The 18,780-nt window shown below is 64.0% G+C and carries 16 protein-coding genes; 11 read left to right on the forward strand and 5 right to left on the reverse strand.

What is annotated here, in order from left to right:
- Window positions 1-69: 69 nt before the first annotated feature.
- Window positions 70-2,301, forward strand: coding sequence for an McrB family protein (locus tag QFZ36_RS17560; RefSeq protein ID WP_306638283.1), 2,232 nt, complete (start codon window positions 70-72; stop codon window positions 2,299-2,301).
- A complete protein-coding gene (locus QFZ36_RS17565; RefSeq protein ID WP_306638284.1) occupies window positions 2,288-3,520 on the forward strand; it encodes a 5-methylcytosine restriction system specificity protein McrC in 1,233 nt (410 codons plus the stop codon). Before QFZ36_RS17560 ends, QFZ36_RS17565 begins: the two co-directional genes overlap by 14 nt.
- Window positions 3,521-3,595: 75 nt before the next feature.
- Here QFZ36_RS17565 and QFZ36_RS17570 read toward each other — a convergent pair whose 3' ends face one another.
- Window positions 3,596-5,251: a sensor histidine kinase gene (locus QFZ36_RS17570; protein WP_306638285.1), complete on the reverse strand. Its 1,656-nt coding sequence runs from the start codon at window positions 5,249-5,251 to the stop codon at window positions 3,596-3,598.
- Between the two features lie 94 nt (window positions 5,252-5,345).
- Here QFZ36_RS17570 and QFZ36_RS17575 point away from each other — a divergent pair, with 94 nt between their 5' ends.
- On the forward strand, window positions 5,346-6,113 hold the full coding sequence (locus tag QFZ36_RS17575; protein ID WP_306638286.1) for a response regulator transcription factor: 768 nt from the start codon (window positions 5,346-5,348) through the stop codon (window positions 6,111-6,113).
- Here the strand turns inward: QFZ36_RS17575 and QFZ36_RS17580 are convergent.
- The 3 genes from QFZ36_RS17580 to QFZ36_RS17590 form a co-directional block, all read right to left on the reverse strand.
- A complete protein-coding gene (locus tag QFZ36_RS17580; protein WP_306638287.1) occupies window positions 6,086-6,496 on the reverse strand; it encodes an Hpt domain-containing protein in 411 nt (136 codons plus the stop codon). The genes QFZ36_RS17575 and QFZ36_RS17580 overlap by 28 nt on opposite strands.
- 377 nt (window positions 6,497-6,873) lie before the next feature.
- On the reverse strand, window positions 6,874-7,338 hold the full coding sequence (locus QFZ36_RS17585) for a very short patch repair endonuclease (protein ID WP_306638288.1): 465 nt from the start codon (window positions 7,336-7,338) through the stop codon (window positions 6,874-6,876).
- Between the two features lie 23 nt (window positions 7,339-7,361).
- Window positions 7,362-7,790, reverse strand: a complete 429-nt coding sequence (locus tag QFZ36_RS17590; RefSeq protein ID WP_306638290.1) for a pyridoxamine 5'-phosphate oxidase family protein — start codon at window positions 7,788-7,790, stop codon at window positions 7,362-7,364.
- Between the two features lie 191 nt (window positions 7,791-7,981).
- Between QFZ36_RS17590 and QFZ36_RS17595 the strand changes: the two genes are divergently transcribed.
- From QFZ36_RS17595 to QFZ36_RS17610, 4 genes are all read left to right on the forward strand, one after another.
- Window positions 7,982-9,709 carry a purine-cytosine permease family protein gene (locus tag QFZ36_RS17595; protein ID WP_306638291.1) on the forward strand — a complete coding sequence of 576 codons (1,728 nt, stop codon included), beginning with the start codon at window positions 7,982-7,984 and terminating at the stop codon, window positions 9,707-9,709.
- A gap of 212 nt (window positions 9,710-9,921) precedes the next feature.
- A complete protein-coding gene (locus QFZ36_RS17600; RefSeq protein WP_306638292.1) occupies window positions 9,922-10,584 on the forward strand; it encodes a DUF6318 family protein in 663 nt (220 codons plus the stop codon).
- A gap of 65 nt (window positions 10,585-10,649) precedes the next feature.
- Window positions 10,650-11,570: a hypothetical protein gene (locus tag QFZ36_RS17605; protein WP_306638294.1), complete on the forward strand. Its 921-nt coding sequence runs from the start codon at window positions 10,650-10,652 to the stop codon at window positions 11,568-11,570.
- Window positions 11,571-11,747: 177 nt separating this feature from the next.
- The gene (locus QFZ36_RS17610) at window positions 11,748-12,818 is read left to right on the forward strand and encodes an alkene reductase (RefSeq protein ID WP_306638295.1); all 1,071 of its coding nucleotides are present in this window, start codon (window positions 11,748-11,750) and stop codon (window positions 12,816-12,818) included.
- 229 nt (window positions 12,819-13,047) lie between these two features.
- On the opposite strand, the gene QFZ36_RS17615 is transcribed toward QFZ36_RS17610, so the two are convergent.
- Window positions 13,048-13,344 (reverse strand): hypothetical protein, encoded by a 297-nt coding sequence (locus QFZ36_RS17615; protein WP_306639262.1) that lies wholly within the window; start codon window positions 13,342-13,344, stop codon window positions 13,048-13,050.
- Window positions 13,345-13,487: 143 nt separating this feature from the next.
- Here QFZ36_RS17615 and QFZ36_RS17620 point away from each other — a divergent pair, with 143 nt between their 5' ends.
- The 4 genes from QFZ36_RS17620 to QFZ36_RS17635 all read left to right on the forward strand — a co-directional run bounded on the left by QFZ36_RS17620 (window position 13,488) and on the right by QFZ36_RS17635 (window position 18,665).
- Window positions 13,488-15,905, forward strand: coding sequence for a Tex family protein (locus tag QFZ36_RS17620; RefSeq protein WP_306638296.1), 2,418 nt, complete (start codon window positions 13,488-13,490; stop codon window positions 15,903-15,905).
- A gap of 122 nt (window positions 15,906-16,027) precedes the next feature.
- On the forward strand, window positions 16,028-16,348 hold the full coding sequence (locus QFZ36_RS17625; protein ID WP_306638297.1) for a hypothetical protein: 321 nt from the start codon (window positions 16,028-16,030) through the stop codon (window positions 16,346-16,348).
- A gap of 543 nt (window positions 16,349-16,891) precedes the next feature.
- Entirely contained in the window at window positions 16,892-17,668 is a 777-nt protein-coding gene (locus tag QFZ36_RS17630) for a glycosyltransferase family 2 protein (protein ID WP_306638298.1), read from the forward strand.
- Between the two features lie 25 nt (window positions 17,669-17,693).
- A complete protein-coding gene (locus QFZ36_RS17635) occupies window positions 17,694-18,665 on the forward strand; it encodes a glycosyltransferase family 2 protein (RefSeq protein WP_306638299.1) in 972 nt (323 codons plus the stop codon).
- Window positions 18,666-18,780: the final 115 nt, after the last annotated feature.

Genomic DNA, 18,780 nt, shown 5'->3' on the forward strand with positions numbered 1-18,780 from the left:
CATCCGCAACCGGACTGGCGCGCGGCCGCTCTGAGCGCCCGTCCAGTTTCACCCTGTAAATTTGAATCCATGACCCCCGCTTCCACGACTGCCATCGCCCGTGCCCTCGGTATCTCGAAGGAAATTGAGGATGCGGCGTGGTTCGTCCTTGGCCCGGGGCTCCTCGGCAAACCGTCCGCCCTGGATGGGCGCACCGTGACCTGGACTTCGGAGGCCGCGGCCGAGCTGCTGGAAAGGCTGGAGCTGGGCACGCCGGACCCGAAGGCCCCCATGATGACCAACCTTCGGCAGAACCTCGAGGGCGCATCCAGGGAAGCCAAGCAGTTGGCCGTCGAGCTGCTGTTCCTGCAGTCGCTGCCCTTGGCCCACGAGGTGAAATCCCTGAAGGTCAAGCGTGCCCGGGTGGCCGAGGCTGCTTCCTGGCTGGAGCCTCCGCTGGAGCTGCCGGAGGAGCTCTACCAGGGGCTGACGGACCACGGCGTGATCCGCGACCGGACGGCAGAATTCAACTGGACCATTTGGGACCACCTGAAGTGGCTGTGCCGATTTGTCCAGCACGTGGACCAGCAGCCCACCGCAGATATTGCCGCGGCGCTGCAGGACCCGCTGGATTTCCACCGGCTCGCCGCAGCTACGCCGGGGGACCAGCCCGCCATCCGCCGCAGCATCGAGTTCCTCACCTGGCCCAGCTACTTCGAACCTGTGGTGGCTGACGTGGAACGCCAGGAGATCCGCGACGCGTTCGCCTCGCTGGTGGGCGGCGCCAAGGGCGACGCCGAGGAGGACATCACCGCAGACATCCACCGCATTCGCCTCCACCTGGATGAACAGGCCGGGCAACGCATCGACTGGTACGCCCGGCAGCTGGTGAGCCAGTGGCGCAAGGTGGGCGACCCCGGCCGGCGCGCATGGCTGCTCCGGACGCACAGCGACAACACCGAACTGCTCACACCCTGGCGGGACGAGGAGAAGGTGACGCTCGACGTCGAACATCTCCGCCTGCTGGGCCCGGGCGTCACCGCCGGTGTGGTCCAGCACGCGGTGGACGAGGACTACAAGCACCTCGGCTACGTGGAACGAGAAGACACCAAGACGGCTGTCTTTGCCTTCCTGACCGTGATGAAACCCGGGGACCTGGTGCTTTACCAGCACGCCGGAACGGTGCGGCTGGGCGGGGTGCTCGGCGAGCCCGAACACAATGAGGACAACCGGCGGCTCCGCCGGAAAGTCCGCTGGTTCGACGAAGGCCACACCACCACCAGCCTTCCCCGGCACGTCCAGCGGCAGCTGGCCACCCCGGGCATCGTCGTCGACGTGACCCGGGTGGTCCAGGCCCTGCAGGGCCTGCTGCCCGCCGAAGCGGAAACGGAGCCCGACGGCGACGCTGAAGCGGCCGCCGTCGTCCCTCCCGTCCAGGAAGGCTTCCGTCCGCTCACCCGCGACTTCGCTGACTCGCTGCACATGGAACTCGAGCCGCTCCAGGAGATTGCAGAGCTGCTGGAGGAGAACCGGCAGCTGGTCCTGTACGGCCCGCCCGGCACCGGCAAGACCTACCTGGCCAAGCACCTCGCCGCCGAGCTCGCGGACGACACCACCGACGAGCGGGTCAAGCTGGTCCAGTTCCACCCGTCTTACGCCTACGAGGACTTCTTCGAGGGCTACCGGCCGGACAAAACGGACGAGGGCCAGGTGTCCTTCAAACTCGTCGCCGGCCCGCTGCGCCGCCTGGCGGAGGAAGCCGCCAAGCCGGGCAACGAGAAGAAGCCGTACTTCCTCATCATTGACGAGATGAACCGCGCCAACCTGGCGAAGGTGTTCGGCGAGCTGTACTTCCTGCTGGAGTACCGCGATGACCGGATCTACCTGCAGTACAGCCCGAACGAGCCGTTTACGCTGCCGGACAACCTGTACATTATTGGCACCATGAACACGGCAGACCGGTCTATTGCCATGATGGATGCCGCTATCCGCCGCCGTTTTGCCTTCATTGAACTGCACCCTCAGACGGAACCGGTGAAGGGTTCCCTCCTGCGGTTCCTTGAAGCCCGCCAGCTGGATGCCACCCCGGCGCTGCTGCTGGATGCCCTGAACAGCGCCATTGACGAGTGGGACCGGGACCTCATGATCGGCCCGTCCTACTTCATGAAACCGGCGGCCCAGACCCCGGCCGGGCTGCGGCGGATCTGGAAGTACGAGCTGATGCCCCTGCTCGAGGAGCACTACCACGGCCAGCTGACCCGGGCGCAGCTCGAAGAGCGCTTCGGGCTGGACAGGCTGCTGGAACGCCTTGCAGGCCGCTGACCCGCGTGCTTCCGTCCGGCACCTGGTGCTGGACGAACTGTCCCGGGGCATCGTGGAACGGCTGGACCCTGCCAGCGCTTCCTTCCTGAACTCCAGCGGCCTGGCCAAAGCGTCGCCGATGGGCATGGGGCTCTACCGGATTGAGCCGGTGGGCAAGGTGGGCTCGGTGCGGACTCCCACGGTGCAGCTGGACGTCCGGCCCAAGGACCGGCTGGGGCTCAGCCGGCTCCTGTTCCTGCTCAGCTATGCGGGTGAGCAGGGTTTCCGCCCCGACTCCGTGGCGGCCGTCGAGGAGCGGGAGCTGTGGAGCGCGCTGGCTGAGTCCCTGGGCCAACTGGCCGAGCGGGCGCTGGGGCGCGGTGTCCTCCAGGGCTACCGCACCGTGGACGAGTCGCTCCGGACGGTCAAGGGCCGGATCCGGATTTCGGACCAGATTTCCCGCCGGCCCGGCATGCTGGTGCCGCTGGAGGTGTCCTACGACGAGTTCAGCGAGGACATCGCCGAAAACCGGATCCTGCGTGCCGCCCTGGAGCGGATGGGCCAGATTCCGCGGGTCCGGCCTGAGGTGCTGAGCAGGCTGCGCCAGCTCAAGGGAAAGCTCGACGCCGTCACGCGCCTTCCAGCGGGCGCTCCGCTGCCGCCGTGGACGGCCAGCCGGATGAACGTCCGCTACCACTCGGTCCTCCGCCTCGCAGAGCTCGTCCTGCGGAACGCGTCCGCGGAAGCCGGCGAAGGCAAGCAGCAGACCGCCTCGTTCGTGGTGGACATGGCGCAGGTGTTTGAGGACTTCGTTGGCAAAGCCCTGCGGGAGGCGATGGCGGCGTACCCGGGGGAGCTCCGGCTCCAGTACAACGCGCTCCTGAGCGAGGCCGTGCGGGACACGGACCGATTGTCCGTGCGGCCGGACGCCGTGCACCTGCTGGGCGGGCGGCCGGTGGTGGTGTACAACGCCAAGTACAAGGCCGCCTCGGACCTTGGGGCCTCCCTGACCGCGGACCACTACCAGATGCTGGCGCACTGCACCGCGTTGGCCGTCCCTACCGCCTGGCTGGTTTACGCGGGTGCGGGGGAGGTCAAACTGCGGCGCATCCTGAATGCCGATATCGACATTGTGGAGTTCCCGCTGGACCTGTCCCGGCCGCCGTCGGAAATCCTCGCCAATATCCGGGAACTCGCCCGGCAGTCCTGGGGTGAAGTGGTCCGGCAGGCAACCGCTTAACGTCGGTGTTGATGGATGGGCCCACGCCCGCAGGGTTCCCTGACCGAGCGTGCGAGGTTAGGGTGCGGGTGGGGACTACACCGGAACGTGGAACGTAAACGTCGTTCCCTCGCCCAGGCTGCTTTCAACACCAATGGTTCCGCCGTGCGCTTCCACAATGGCCTTGCTGATGGGCAGGCCCAGGCCGACCCCGGGGATGGCGGTCCTGCGGACGTTGCTGGTGCGGAAGAACTTGGCGAAAACCTCTGACGCGTCTTCGGCGGTCATGCCCATGCCGGTGTCGCTGACCCGGCAGGCCAGCTGGCCGTCCTTCTGCGCCAGCGAGACCAGCACGTTCCCGCCGTCGGGGGAGTACTTGATGGCGTTGGACACCAGGTTGTCCAGGACCTGGGAGATCCGGGGCCCGTCCACGTGTGCCTCCAGCCGGTCCGGAGTCTCCGCGGACAGCACCACACCGGATGCAGCCGCCCTGGGAATGGCCGAGGAAACACTCGCCCGCACAAGCTCGGCCACGTCCACAGCGTGGGGTGTAACGATCAGTTGGCCGTTGCGGCTGGAGAGCAGGTCTGACACCAGGGTCAACAGCCGCTCCGAGTTCCTGCGGACGATCTCCAGCATGCCCCGCTGCGATTCCTCGGGTTCGTCGCCCAGGAGGATCTCCACATACCCGAGGATCGACGTCAGCGGTGTCCGGAATTCGTGCGAGACGCTGGAGACGAAGTCATCCTTGGCGGTCAGTGCGTTGACGAGGTCGGTCACGTCGCTGAAGGCGATCACGGAGCCGGCAAATTTCCCGTCGGCGTCCTTCATGGCGCGGGCGGTTGTCACGAAAGCGCGCTGTTCGCTTCCGGAGCCCAGCCAGACCAGGTAGTCGGTGAAGGTTTCGCCCAGCACGGCCCGGCGGACCGGGCGGTCCTCCACCGGAACAAGTGTCTTCCGGTCCGGCCCGAAAACCAGGAGCTGCGACTCATTCGGGTCCGCTATGTCCTTGGGCCGGGCCAGCTCGTGGTTGGTCCGCTGCTTCCGGTTCATCAGCACGTCATGCCCGTCGGCGTCCACAGCGAGGACGCCCAGGTGCACAGTGTCCAGGACGGTATTGAGCAGCGACTCCTGGCGCTGGCTGATCCGCAGGTTGTCCTGCAGCTGGGCGTCCTTTTCCTCCAGCTCCCGCTGCTGCCGCATCATGCTGAGTGTCAGGACACTCACGGAAACGCCGATGCCGAGCATCATCACCGGCAGGAGCAGCGACCGGGCCAGGTCCTGCCCGGTGAGGGCGCCCCTGACCAGCAGGGGGACCCAGATGATTGCCAGCGGCCCAAGGAAGGACAGCCACAAGGCGGCCCGGGGATAGTAGCCGGAGGCGCATAGCCAGATCACCGGGAAGACGGCAAGGAGGCTGATGCCGGTCAGGCTTTCCTGCCCGCCCTCCCGGCCCAGCGCAATGGAGACGAAGTCCAGCAGCGGGATAACCAGGAAGCTCGTGTACGGCAGCCGGCTCCAGGGAACCAGGTAGCACAGCGCCATAATGGCGATCTGTGACACCAGGAAGGTCACGAACAACGGGTTGCCCATGGTTGTGGGGAAGAAAGCCCAGATGAGGAACGCCGTCAGCAGGGTGGTCACGAACAGTGGCATCTGGCTCAATGCCACGCGCTCGGTCAGCGTGTACTCATGGAAGGGGCGCCGGAAAAACCTCAGCTTCCCCGTGGACCATGCGATGGGGTTAGTCATTGCGCGGTGATTCACGGGGCAGGGTGTGCAGAGCCATAGCAGCAGGATATCCGCAGGCAGCTATACTTCTGACGTCGGCTGCTGAGGGGGCGCTATGAGTGATGCACGTGTGGGACTGGTCATCGAGGATGACCACGACATCCGCGAACTGGTCCGTACTGTCCTGACCCAGGCCGGCTTTGAGGTGACGGTGGCCAGCAGCGGCGCCGAGGGTGTCCTGACTGCAAAGACCCTGAATCCGGACGTCATTACCTTGGATCTTGGCCTGCCGGACATCGACGGTTTTGAGGTGTCCCGGCAAATCCGCGAGTTCTCGGATGCCTACATCGTGATGCTCACGGCCCGTACCGAGGAACTGGACACCCTGATCGGGCTCGAGTCCGGCGCCGATGATTACCTCACCAAGCCGTTCCGTCCGCGGGAGCTCCGCGCCCGCATCGCCGCCATGATGCGCCGCCCGCGTTCTGTTCCGGACACCGCAGAAGCATCAGGCGTGGAGGCCTCGGCGGATGCCGCCCCGCATCCCGAACGGGGGAACTACAGCCACAACGGGTTGGAGCTGAGCTACGCGTCCCGCACGGTCACCGTGGACGGCGCGGAAATGAACCTGACTCGCACGGAGTTCGAACTCCTGCACGCCCTCCTGGAAGCAGGCCGGACGGTCCGGACCAAAGCGGACCTGGTGCGTCGGTTGCGGGACGAGGATTACGACGTCGGGGGCTACATCAGCGAGGCGGACGAACGGTCCGTCGAGGTCCACATGGGCAACCTGCGCAAAAAGCTTGGTGACTCACCGCAGAAGCCGCGGTGGCTGCAGACGGTCCGCGGCGTCGGCTACCGGCTGGCTCCGGCCGAACACTGAGCCTGCAGCCGGTGCATGGTCTGCCGGCTGCACTCGTTGATGGGCGGCAAAAAGGACGCCGCAAGCCGGGGCAGAACCACGGTGACGTCGGCGGCGTAAGCTTCGGAGCGGATTTCGTCCTCCAGCGCCATGGCCAGGCCCGCCAGCTGTTCGGCACCCACCATCTGGCTGGAGGTCTTCAGGCTCAACACTGCGTCCACTGACCCATCGAGGTCCCCGATGGTCAATGTCCGCCGCAGCCGCGCGATCCGGTGGGGGAGACAGTCAATGAAATTCCCCACGAAGGCCCTGCAGTAACCCTCGGCCTCCCCGAGTTCCCCGCGCAGCCGGTCCAGGACTGACTCGTCCACGAGCGGTCTCCCGGCACCATCAGACGGCATCATTACGGTCCTTTCGGCTGGACTTTTCCACCTCGGGAAAGGGGCGGTCATCGGGGGAATTTCTTCTTCTTCAGATTAGGTGTGTTCCTTTTGCGCAAAAGAGCTTAGGACGAGAATTGCGGATTTCTTGATGGGACTGCGGGTTTATGCTGCGGCTGCACTTTAAGGCAGGGCTGGCTGCGTTCCGAACCCTGGGAAAATTAGCCGCCGCACTTTTCCTTGCCACGGCTAAGAGGCCATTGTTGGCGACCTAACATTTACCTGGTGGTAGGGAATGGCGTTGCTTCGGAAGTGTAGGGTTTGTAGCCCCTAACCGGGGGCATGCATCCATCCTGCAGGAACCGCATCAAGAACGGCTAGGACAAAGCCCAAAGATTGCCTCAAGAATGCCTTTCCGGAGGAATGGGTTTCTGCGGTTGGCTGGTGGCCTCAAGGAACCGCACCAGCTGGGATTCGAGTGCTGAACTATTCTTGAGCTCACATTCCCAGACCGTCAGGACCTCCCAGCCTGCCTCCTCCAGCTGGCGGCGCTGGCCGGCATCGCGTTCCTTGGTGCGCTCCCGCTTCGCGGCCCAAAACTCGGCATTCGCCTTCGGAGCGTGTTGGCCGACGCGGCAGTCATGGAAGTGCCAGAAGCAGCCGTTGACAAAGATGACTTTCCGCCGGCCGGCAAACACCAGGTCAGGGTTGCCCGGCAGCCGGGTACCGCCTGCCTGCCCGTGCAGGCGGTACCGGTACCCCCTGGCATGAAGGAGGCGGCGGACCAGCAGTTCAGGTTTGGTGTGCTTGCCCCGGATCCGGGACATGTTCCAGCTGCGCCGCTCCGGGGTGAGCTTATCCGCCATGCTTCCAGTCTAGAATCCTGGACTCAGCGCTCTGGTTGCTCCCCAAGCTGGAAATGGCGACCGCTGATGGCGGTGGGTTCGATCTCGACGTAGAAGTCCTTCAGCGTCGGCACCCAGGATTTGAGACCCAGCTCCTCCACCTCCGCCAGCTCGGCCGCGGTGTTGAGCACGCGGGCCTTTCCCCGAATGACCACCGACCATGCCTCGTCCGAGAGGATGCCGTCAGCCTCGAAAAGCACTGCCGAGTTGATGGTCAGCTGGGCCAGCTTGTTGCCCGGCGCGGTCCGTAAGTACAGCCTCCCGCTGGAGCTGACGTAATTGACCGGAAAGATATCGGGTTCGCCTGCCACGGAAACCACCAACCTCCCGTGCTTGGTCCCTTCCAAAAGGCGCCAGGACTGCTCGTCATTGAGTTCCAGGACAGGGTTCCCATCGGCATGTTCAAACATCATGAGGCCATTCTTCTGAGTCGGTGGGGAACGCGCCAGAGGGCGGTTCTTGGCGCGCGGGAATTCGACGAGGAACCTGCTCTTGACAGGGCTGTCAAGACTTAACCGCGCCGAAACAATCCCGTGACCAACCCGTCGCTCTGGCTGGATAGCGTCGCACCAGACAAGTTCCAGAAACGAAAGCGGCGCAATCGATGAGCAATGACCAGGAAACAACGCAATTACTGGAGCCGACGGCGCAACCAGGTTCCGCCGTCGTCGGCGGTACCCGGACAGCCGAAACGCCGGGCAACGCGGCAGCGGTTAACGCCACTAAGGAAAGCCTGGAGGATTACACTCTGCGCTTCGCGCCGCGGTCCTACCGGAAATGGAGTGCGGGGGTGGTGGCCACCAGTGCGCTGGGCGGCATCGCGTACCTCGCGGACTTCTCCATTGGCGCGAACATCGGGATCGCTTACGGAACCGTGAACGCGATCTTCGGCATCCTTGTGGCGGCCGTGATCATCTTTGCCACAGGGTTCCCGCTGGCTTACTACGCTGCCCGCTACAACATCGACCTGGATCTGATTACCCGAGGCTCCGGCTTCGGTTACTACGGCTCCGTGGTCACCAACGTCATCTTCGCCACCTTCACGTTCATCTTCTTCGCGCTGGAAGGATCAATCATGGCGCAGGGGCTGGAGCTGGGCCTGGGCGTTCCACAGTGGCTGGGATATGCCGCCTCCACGGTGATCATCATTCCGCTGGTGATTTACGGGATGAACACTTTGGCCAAGCTGCAGGTGTGGACCACTCCACTGTGGTTGCTCCTCATGGTGGTACCGGTGGGATACCTGCTGATTTCCCACCCCGAGAGCATCGACAGCTTCTTTGCATACACCGGTGGATCGGGCGACGGCGGTCCCAACCTCGCGTCGGTGATGCTTGCCGCCGGCGTCTGTTTGTCCCTCATGGCGCAGATTGCCGAGCAGATCGATTACCTCCGGTTTATGCCGCCCAAAACCGCGGCCAACAAGGGTGCATGGTGGCGTGCAGTGATTCTGGCGGGGCCGGGTTGGGTGATCTTTGGCGCGATCAAGCAGATTGTGGGCCTGTTTATTGCCATCTACCTGATCGCCTCCTTGGATCCCGCAGCCGCCGCCACCGCCAATGAGCCGGTGCACCAGTTCCTGGGCGTTTACCGGGAGATGATGCCGGCCTGGCTGGCCATGACGCTGGCTGTGGTGCTGGTGGTTATTTCCCAGATCAAGATCAACGTCACTAATGCCTATTCGGGGTCGCTGGCCTGGACCAACAGCTTTACCCGCGTCACCAAAACGTACCCGGGCCGCATGGTTTTTGTGGTGGTGAACCTGGTGATTGCCCTGATCCTGATGGAAGCCAATATGTTCGACTTCCTCAACACCATCCTCGGCTTCTACGCGAACTGTGCCATGGCGTGGGTGGTGACGGTGGCGTCCGACATCGCGATCAATAAGTACCTGCTGAAGATTTCTCCCAAGGTGCCGGAGTTCCGGCGCGGCATGCTTTACGCGGTGAATCCCGTCGGGTTTGTCTCAATGCTCGTGTCCGCAGGGATTTCGATTGCCGTTTTCTTTGGTGCTTTTGGGTCCGCCATCCAGCCGTTCTCACCGATCTTTGCGGTGGGCCTGGCCGTGGTGCTTCCGCCGTTGCTGGCTCTCCTGACGCGCGGCCGCTACTACCTGCGGCGTACCGACGACGGCATCGACCTGCCAATGTTCGACGCCGACGGGAACCCCAGCGACGCCAAGCTCCTTTGCCACGTGACGGGGATCGAGTTCGAGCGTCCGGACATGGTCCGCTCGGCCCAAAATGCGCCCGACGGCGGCCCCCAGTATGTGTCGTCCCTCGCCCTTTCGACGGATAAGACGGGGGAATTGGTACTGCCGCCCCAGCCTTGACGGTGCTTGTCGCTTGTCGCTGATTTGGGTCCTGAGAGAGGCCGGTGCATTTATGCACCGGCCTCTTTCACGACTTTCGGATGGTTACCGCCGGTGGTAGAAACATCGGCGGGTACCTGTGGATAACTCTTATCGCTGAAATGTGATGTGGGCTACCCTTAAGTCATTGTCCGGAGCATGCCGTCTTGAAACTACTGGGGGAATAGCGGCCCATGACATCGCACAACACTCGTACGCCCCGTGGCCTGCGCTTTGGCGTTTTGGCCTTCGTTGTTGGCGGCTTGCTCCTGCTGTCCGGTTGCTCGGGCGGAGCACCTGCAGATCCCGGCGCAGCATCCCCGATTTCCGCGGACTCGGCTTCCCCCAGCGCCACACCCACTCCGACACCGACCCCCAGCGCCGTCTACAAACCCGCCGACGCGTCAGGCCCCGCCCAAAACGTTCCGGTTCCGGTGCTGCCGGAGGTGGCGAAGACGGAGACGAAGGAGGGGCTTGAGGCGTTTTCGAAGTATTGGTTTGAACTTCTTAGCTACGGCTATGAGACGGGCGATACCCGAGCCCTTTCCGCCATAACGAGCGCAAACTGCGTGATGTGTGAACGCACTAAGCAAGTGCAGACTGGTTGGCACGAGGATGGTCGATGGTTAGCCGGTGGAAAGGTAACAACGCCGGTCGTAAACACCACTTTCAATAAAGGATCGGACGGCCAGTACCAGGTAGCAGTGCAGGTGTCGCAGGAAGCTTTGAGCTACTACAACCCGGATGGTTCGTTAGATAGCACTGACCCAAAGCCAGCAGACTCAGGAAGCCTCATGTTCGCGGTTTTTAGAGATGGAGACTGGTATGTAAACACCATCCAGCCGATAGTTGGCTGAAGGTGAAAGGCGTCTTGCTTCGCTGCCTGCTTGGAGCCTTAGTCGTCACGCTCGTCCTTCCCGCGATGGGATTTTCTGCCCTGGGGTTTGCCCGCGGACAATTGATCGTTCGCGCCAGCGACGACCAAAAAGAGGATCCAAAAGCGCCCCCACCAAAAGGTGTATGGTCAGCGACCGGAACTGACATCATCGGCTGGGCTCGGGACTCGGTCACAGGTGACTTTGCTCCACTGTCGCCCGGCGCGGTAAACACTGACCCCAACGAATACAAGTACGAACTGCAGTGCCACCTCGGCGGGGGCGACTTCGATACCCCTTGTCTCGCCCGGCAGGTCGAGTGCAACGACGGGCCCGACGGTGAAGAAGGCATTCCGGTCATGTGGTACTCAAGGCCGCGCGGTGTTCCGGGAGCCGTTTGGGCGATCCACTCCGGCCCGACCTGTCTTTACGATGCAAAGCCGGAGGACCTGCTGCCCCGCATTGCCGCCGATATTCAGCGGCAGTTCCAAAGCCTCCCCGTAAATGCCGGAACGGTGGTGGCGCAGCCCAGCCCGCACACACTGCGGGGCGCCGAAACGAACTTCTATGCCGAAGCCGTGGAACAGCAGTTTGACGTCACCATGTTCGGCCAGCAGGTTCACATCGTCGCCACGCCGGTCCAGTACACCTGGAGCTACGGCGACGGCACGGTCTTCGGGCCCCAGCCCTCGATGGGAGGCCCGCTGCCGCAGGACCGATGGGGTGAAAAGACCCGGACAAGCCATCCGTACGGCGCTACCGGCGACTTCCAGGTTGTGTTGACCACCTCCTTCCAAGGAACGTACTCGGTCAACGCTGGCCCGCCGTTGCCCATCCCGGGCCAAGGGCAATTCAATGCACCGCCACAAACCATCAGCGTATGGCGGTCGCTCACCCGGAACTACGCCGACGACTGCAACGCCAACCCCCAGGGCCAGGGCTGCCCGGGAGTTGGGGCAACGCGCTAGGGGCTCGCGGTCAGCAGAACCCGATCACGGTGCAGCGCGACCCGCGCACCCACCGGAGCACAAGCCACAGCACCACGCGCCGCCGGACGCTGTGTGATTCGCGCCGCAGCCGGAATAGTTGCTCACGCCTCCCAGTTGGGCCTAACAGAACGTTGGAAACATCGAAAGGAACCGCGCATGCTGTTTTCCCCTCTGGCCCTTGGCGAACTTGAACTCCCGAACCGACTTGTGATGGCGCCCCTGACGCGGCTGCGCGCAGGCGAAGAAGGTATTCCGGGCCCCCTGCTCGCCGAGCACTACCGCCAGCGGGCCTCCCTGGGCTTGATCGTCAGTGAAGGAACCTACCCCAGCATCGCGGGCCGTTCCTACCCCGGCCAGCCCGGCATCGTCACCGAGGAGCAGATCGCCGGCTGGAAGACGGTTGCCGACGCTGTCCATGCCGAAGGCGGACGCATGTTCGCGCAGATCATGCACGGCGGCAGGGTTTCGCACCCGGACATTACGGGCGGCCGCACCATCGTCGCCCCCAGCGCCGTTGCCATCGAGGGCGATGTCCGCACCCCGTCCGGCAAGCAGCCGTACCCTGTCCCGCACGCGCTGACCACCGATGAACTGCCGCTCGTGATGCGGGAAATCGTCGACGCCTCGCTGAACGCTATCGAAGCCGGCTTTGACGGCGTGGAGCTGCACTCAGCCAACGGCTACCTCCTGCACGAGTTCCTGGCGCCGAACTCCAACGTCCGCACGGACAGCTACGGCGGTTCCCCTGAAAACCGGGCGCGGTTCGTCATCGAGACGGTCAACGCCGTCGTCGCAGCAATCGGAGCCAGCCGCGTGGGTATCCGCATTTCGCCCGAGCACAACGTCCAGGGCATCGCCGAAGTCGATACCGCAGACGTCCGCGCCACCTACGAGGTGCTCGTGGACAGCATCGCCCCCCTGAACCTCGCCTACCTCAGCATCCTGCATCATGAACCCACCGGGGTACTGGTCCAGGACCTCCGCACCCGCTTCGGCGGGACCTTCCTGGTCAACACCGGCTTTGGAGTAGTGACCACCCGCGAGGAAGCTGTGGCCCTGGTGGCGGACGGCCACGCGGACGCCGTAGTGGTGGGCCGTCCTGCAATCGCCAACCCGGACCTGGCCCGCCGCTGGAACGAGAGCCTGCCGCTGAACGAGCCGGACCCGTCCACCTTCTACGCAGAGGGCGCAGAGGGCTACACGGATTACCCGGTGTACGCGGGCTAGAACCGCCCTTGACGGCAACTCCTTAAGACAGGCGACGGCGGCACCCGGCTTGGGTGCCGCCGTCGTCTGCTGCTCGAGGTGCTGTCCCGGCAGCGGGCGCCAAAGGAATCCGACCGCCTTTGGCTAGTGAAGTTGGCCCGCCGGGCTCCTCGGGGAAGCCGGCGGTGATCAGATGCTACTCCAGCAAATGGATATTTACCAGAGGCCCGTCGGGCCGACGCGGAAAGGGCTAAAGGACCGCCTCCCGGCCCGTTCCTTCAGTCATTACAAGCCTCCCGTCCTGGATGTTAACAAGGACGCTTTTGGGCTTTCCGCTGACCTTCGTGATCGCCTTCAGACCGCGGTTGGTCACCTCAACCCCCACATGCGCACCCTTCGCCGGCAGCTCTACAGACACCTCGTTTGCGATGCCGAGGATCGGGTTGGTGGAAACGTCCAGGTCCCGCCGAGCCTGCTTGCCGTTCACCGTCACGGTGATGTTTGCCTCCTCGAACCCCTCCTGAAACACAATAAGCAGTTCCCGCATCATGCCCTCTTCCTCGAGCGTTGGGTTGCCTGTGACGGCATTTCAACTACAGCACTTTGGAGGCGGCAGCGGAATACCTTGCCGGAGGCCCCGCGCGATCAGCAGCAGTGGAGCCCGCAGCCCGCTTAGGGCAAGATGTTCTGGTGACCCAACTGCCGCAGGCCCCTTCCGTACCTCCGTCCACACACCGGAAACGGGAGGACGACATCTATACCCAGATTGCCACGGAGCTGGGGGTCAAAGCCTGGCAGGTCAAGGCGGCAGTGGAGCTTCTCGACGGCGGATCCACCGTGCCCTTCATCGCCCGGTACCGCAAGGAAGCCACCGGAACGCTGGACGATACCCAGCTCCGCGACCTCGACGAGCGGCTGCGCTACCTCCGCGAACTCGAGGACCGCCGTCGTACAGTGCTTGAGGCTGTTGCTGCCCAAGGCCAGCTGACCCCCGAGCTGCAGAAAGCCATCCTTGCTGCCGACACGAAGTCCCGGCTCGAGGACATCTACCTGCCGTTCAAATTCAAGCGGCGGACCAAGGCTCAGATCGCGCGTGAAGCCGGCCTGGAACCGCTGGCTGACGCGTTGCTCAAGCGTCCCGAACTCAGCCCGGAGCGCGAGGCTGCCAAATACCTGAACCCGGAACATGCTGTTGGTGACGCCGCTGCTGCGCTCGCAGGAGCCCGGGCCATCCTCGTTGAGCGCGTCGCCCAGGACCCTGACCTGGCCGCCAACCTGCGCGAGCGGCTGTGGACACAGGGCCGCATGGTGTCCCGCGTGAAGAAGGGAAAAAAAGCCGACGGGCAGAAGTTTGCGGACTACTTCGAGTTCGCACAAGCCCCAGCCGGCATGCCGTCCCACCGGGTTCTCGCCTTGCTGCGCGGGGAGAAGGACGGCATCCTTGACCTGGACCTCACCGAAGCGGATCCCACGGACGACGCCGCCCTCGCCGCCGCACGTTCCCGGTACGAGTCAGCGGTGGCCAAGTGCCTCGGCGTTGCCGGCCGTGGCCGTCCCGCTGATGGGTGGCTGCTGGAAACGGCGCAGGTGGCGTGGCGGTCCCGGGTGCTGGCCCGGCTCACCGCTGACCTGCGCGGCAAGCTGTTCGCCGCGGCTGAGGACGAGGCGGTCCGCGTTTTCGCTGCGAACCTCCGGGATGTTCTGCTGGCAGCGCCCGCCGGGAACCGGGCAACGCTGGGCCTGGACCCGGGGCTCCGAACCGGCGTGAAAGTCGCTGTGGTGGACGGTACCGGCAAGGTCGTCGCCACCGACACCGTCTACCCGCACGCTCCCGCCCGGAAGTGGGACGAAGCGCTGGCAAAGCTGGAGCGCCTGGCGCGGCAGCACGCCGTCGAACTCGTGGCAATTGGTAACGGCACCGCCTCCCGGGAGACGGACAAGCTCGCCGCTGAGCTGATCAAGCGGCTGCCGGACGTTGACAGGAAACCGCAGAAGCTTGTGGTTTCCGAAGCCGGAGCATCCGTCTACTCCGCTTCCGCTCTTGCCGCGGCCGAGCTCCCCGGGATGGATGTCTCGCTGCGCGGTGCTGTGTCCATCGCCCGCAGGCTGCAGGACCCGCTGGCCGAGCTGGTGAAGATTGATCCGAAGTCCATCGGCGTGGGCCAGTACCAGCATGACGTGACGGCGTCGAAGCTTGACCGGAGCCTTGACGCGGTGGTGGAGGACTGCGTCAACGCCGTAGGAGTCGACGTGAACACTGCTTCGCCGGCCTTGCTGAGCCGGGTGGCCGGCGTGGGGCCGTTGCTGAGCGAAAATATCGTCGCCTACCGCAACGAGCACGGCCCCTTCGCCAAGCGTGCCGACCTGAAAAAAGTGCCGCGGCTCGGTGCGAAGGCCTTCGAACAATGTGCCGGCTTCCTCCGGATTACCGGCGGAACCGAACCCTTGGATGCTTCGAGCGTGCACCCTGAGTCCTACCCGGTGGCGCGTAAGATCCTGGTTGCCGCGGGCTCAGCGCCTGCTTCATCCTTGGATCCCCGCGATTTTGCGGACGGCACCTTCGGCCTGCCCACCGTCAAGGACATCTTGGCGGAGCTGGACAAGCCGGGCAGGGACCCGCGCCCGGCGTTTGCGGCGGCGACCTTCTCTGAGGGGATCGAGAAGATCTCCGACCTCAAGCCGGGCATGATCCTGGAAGGGACGGTGACCAATGTTGCGGCCTTCGGCGCGTTCATTGACGTGGGCGTCCACCAGGATGGCCTGGTCCATGTGTCTGCGCTCGCGAACCGCTTCGTCTCTGACCCCCGTGAGGTGGTGAAGTCCGGCCAGGTGGTCCGGGTGAAGGTGCTGGAGGCAGACCCCGAGCGGAAGCGGATTTCCTTGACCTTGCGGCTCGACGACGAATCTTCCGCCGGCGGGCAGGGCAGCGGAGGGTCCGGTGCGGGGAGGTCCGGTGCCGGGAGGCAAAATCCGGACCGTTCCGGACAGGAACGGCAACGGTCCGCCAAGAAGCCGGGCCGTTCCGACGGACGTAACGCCGCTCCCAGGCCAGCACCAGTGGATACCGCTCTGGCCGAGGCCCTGCGGAAGGCCGGGCTCGGTAAGTAGCCATTTTTGCCCCCGGGGGAGGGCTTCCCTGTGCTCGGGCAAGGGGCGGGCGCCCACACATTTATTTCGCCAGGGCCGCGGCTGGGCTTTCGGCGGCGGTGGCTTTCTGTAAAAGTGGGTCCATGACCTACTTCCTGGAGTACATCATCCCTGCCGCCTCCGCCGACGCCGAGTTTGAGTTCCCCCACGACGAGATCAACTCCGGCACGACGATTCCGTTGAGCGAGACAGACGCGGAGGTCGTACACACTCCGGAACTGCCGGCGCGGACCGGAATCATCGGCGCCACCGTACCGGAAGCAAAGCTTGAAGCCGAACAGCTGATCACCCACAGCCGCGCGTCCGAGGCGTCCTTGTATTTTGATCCGTCCAACTCCCTCCAGGCGGGCGTGGGCACGCTTGTTGCCACCTTCACCGAAGGCAGTGGCTGGCAGGACGCCTAGGTTACCGGCGCTCCGCCGAGCTGCCCATACGGCAGCGAACGACGGCGGAGCCCCCATGCTCCATGAGGTCACCGCGCGTGCACGCGCGGTGACCTCATTTGCGCTGCCCAGTTTCGGGATCCCCCGGGCGCGCCCGGTTTCGGCGTTTTGATGCGGAAACGGGTAAGTCCTGCCAGGGAGCCGATGTGGAACCCCTCACTCCACCACGGCCTCAGGAGGAACAGGCCGCATGATTAGTGGCTAATGAGGCACCGGTAACCCCAATGTACCTAATGCGCCAACCGGCATTGCCCCTCCACCCCTAATCCTCCAAACAGGGGAAATTCCCCACGTAGGAAGGGTTATTAAAGCAAGTACCCACTACTGATGTTTACACAGCGGGGCCTACCCTACGCTCAATTTACGAATTAGTTCCACCGGCCACTACCGGCCAAAGTTCTCTAAACACGCCATGAAGCGGTGAGGGATTTGTCTATTTCAATTCAGCCCCCAATTTCATTCTCCAAGCCGGCGGCAGTACCGGAAAGAGCGTCCATAAGCGTTGTGATCCCAACACTAAACGAAGCCAAAAACGTCCCTTGGGTCCTTCGGCGTATGCCTTTATACGTGGACGAAGTGGTGATTGTTGACGGCCGTTCCACGGACAATACGGTTGGGGTGGCGCGGGCAGTCCGCGGGGACATCGTGGTGGTGAACGAGCAGCGCAAGGGCAAGGGTGTGGCGCTGCGGTCAGGATTTGCCGCAGCAACGGGCGACATCATCGTCATGCTGGACGCCGATGGAAGCATGGACCCCCAGGAAATTGGCTGGTTCGTTTCTCCGCTCCAGCACGACTATGACTTCGTCAAAGGCTCCCGATACGTCACAGGTGGGGGGTCCGAGGACCTGACTTGGCTGCGTCGCGCAGGAAACCGGGCGCTGACCGGATTGGCCAACACGGTCCTGCACAGCAACTACTCGGACCTTTGCTACGGCTACATCGCTTTCCGGCGGGAGTGCCTGGAAGTCCTGCAGCTGGAATCCGATGGATTTGAAATCGAGACAGAACTGATCGTCAGGGCTGCGAAGGCGGGCCTTCGGATTGCCGAGGTCCCCAGTTTCGAACTGGACCGCATCTCCGGGGCGTCAAATCTCCAGACCTTCCGGGACGGCTGGCGGGTATTGGGCACCATGGCCCATGAGTGCCTTCTGTGGGAGGCCCCTACCGCCGGCGCACGCCCCGAGGCGCTTCGCCGCGTGAAGTACGCCTACGCCAACGTGAGCTTCCCGCGCACGCCCACGGATCCACAAAGCGTTCTTCCCGTCGTAAGCGTGGCATGACATGGCGTACGTTCCCTTCCCAAGCGTGAGTGTGATCGTCTGCGCCTACACGGCTGAGCGTTGGAATTTGCTGCTGGGCGTCATCGAGTCCGTCCGCACGCAAACCCGGGCGCCCAGTGAAGTCATTGTCGTGATCGACCACAACGAGGAACTTTACGACCGGTTGGCCGAGACCGTTGGTGACGTCACCATTGCCAAGAACACCGGCCCGCGCGGGCTCTCCGGAGCACGCAACACCGGCGTGGGCCTGGCTGACTCGGACATTGTCGCCTTTCTCGATGATGACGCCGAAGCCGCGCCAGACTGGCTTGAACGCCTAACGGCGCTCTATGACGATCCTGAAGTGCTTGCGGTAGGCGGTCGGGTGGAGCCTGTCTGGGAAGCTGGACGTCCCGGATACTTCGGTGAAGAGCTCGACTGGATCGTTGGCTGCAGCCATCGAGGCTTGCCACGGGTTGCCTCCGAAGTCAGGAACGTGATCGGGGCCAACATGTCGTTCCGGCTCGACGTCATTCGCACGGTGGGCGGCTTCAACATCTCCTTGGGCCGGCAGGGTTCCACTCCCTTAGGCTGCGAGGAAACCGAGATCTGCATTCGGTCGACGATGGGCGCACCCTGGTGCCGCATCGTTTACGAGCCCGCCGCAGTGGTCCGCCATCATGTGCCGGCAAGCAGGGGATCCGTCCGCTACATGCTTTCAAGATCCTGGTCGGAAGGGATCTCAAAGGCCCAAGTCAGTCACGTCGTAGGGCACAAGCGGGCACTCGGCCCGGAGCGCCGATACGTCCGCAGCATCCTGCCCCGGGCCATCTTTTCAGCCATAAATGACTGGAGCCATGGCGATCCTGCAGGACTTGGCCGTGCGGCTGCCATAGTGGCCGTCGTGACGTGTACGGCGGCAGGCTACCTCCGGGGACGTCAGCTTGCGCATGTGCCCGGACGCCCCCTGAACCACCCGGTCCTGGCCGGAGTCAGTCCGTGGCGGGAAGTGAAGTGACCGGGGGTTTGGGGCTCGGGATCGTCAGGGCCAGAAACCTGCACCGCGGCTTCGTCAACGACCTACTCGCAGCCACCGCCACAGCGACGCCAGCGCGGACAGCGTCCATACGGCC

This window comes from Pseudarthrobacter siccitolerans (assembly GCF_030823375.1).
Taxonomy (GTDB): Bacteria; Actinomycetota; Actinomycetes; order Actinomycetales; family Micrococcaceae; genus Arthrobacter; species Arthrobacter siccitolerans_A.

Excerpts from the sequence above, each read along its gene's own strand:
- QFZ36_RS17560 (WP_306638283.1), top strand. The coding sequence starts at position 70 with ATGACCCCCGCTTCCACGACTGCCATCGCCCGTGCCCTCGGTATCTCG.
- QFZ36_RS17570 (WP_306638285.1), bottom strand. The coding sequence starts at position 5,251 with ATGACTAACCCCATCGCATGGTCCACGGGGAAGCTGAGGTTTTTCCGG.
- QFZ36_RS17575 (WP_306638286.1), top strand. The coding sequence starts at position 5,346 with ATGAGTGATGCACGTGTGGGACTGGTCATCGAGGATGACCACGACATC.
- QFZ36_RS17580 (WP_306638287.1), bottom strand. The coding sequence starts at position 6,496 with ATGATGCCGTCTGATGGTGCCGGGAGACCGCTCGTGGACGAGTCAGTC.
- QFZ36_RS17585 (WP_306638288.1), bottom strand. The coding sequence starts at position 7,338 with ATGGCGGATAAGCTCACCCCGGAGCGGCGCAGCTGGAACATGTCCCGG.
- QFZ36_RS17590 (WP_306638290.1), bottom strand. The coding sequence starts at position 7,790 with ATGATGTTTGAACATGCCGATGGGAACCCTGTCCTGGAACTCAATGAC.
- QFZ36_RS17595 (WP_306638291.1), top strand. The coding sequence starts at position 7,982 with ATGAGCAATGACCAGGAAACAACGCAATTACTGGAGCCGACGGCGCAA.
- QFZ36_RS17600 (WP_306638292.1), top strand. The coding sequence starts at position 9,922 with ATGACATCGCACAACACTCGTACGCCCCGTGGCCTGCGCTTTGGCGTT.
- QFZ36_RS17605 (WP_306638294.1), top strand. The coding sequence starts at position 10,650 with ATGGGATTTTCTGCCCTGGGGTTTGCCCGCGGACAATTGATCGTTCGC.
- QFZ36_RS17610 (WP_306638295.1), top strand. The coding sequence starts at position 11,748 with ATGCTGTTTTCCCCTCTGGCCCTTGGCGAACTTGAACTCCCGAACCGA.
- QFZ36_RS17615 (WP_306639262.1), bottom strand. The coding sequence starts at position 13,344 with ATGCGGGAACTGCTTATTGTGTTTCAGGAGGGGTTCGAGGAGGCAAAC.
- QFZ36_RS17625 (WP_306638297.1), top strand. The coding sequence starts at position 16,028 with ATGACCTACTTCCTGGAGTACATCATCCCTGCCGCCTCCGCCGACGCC.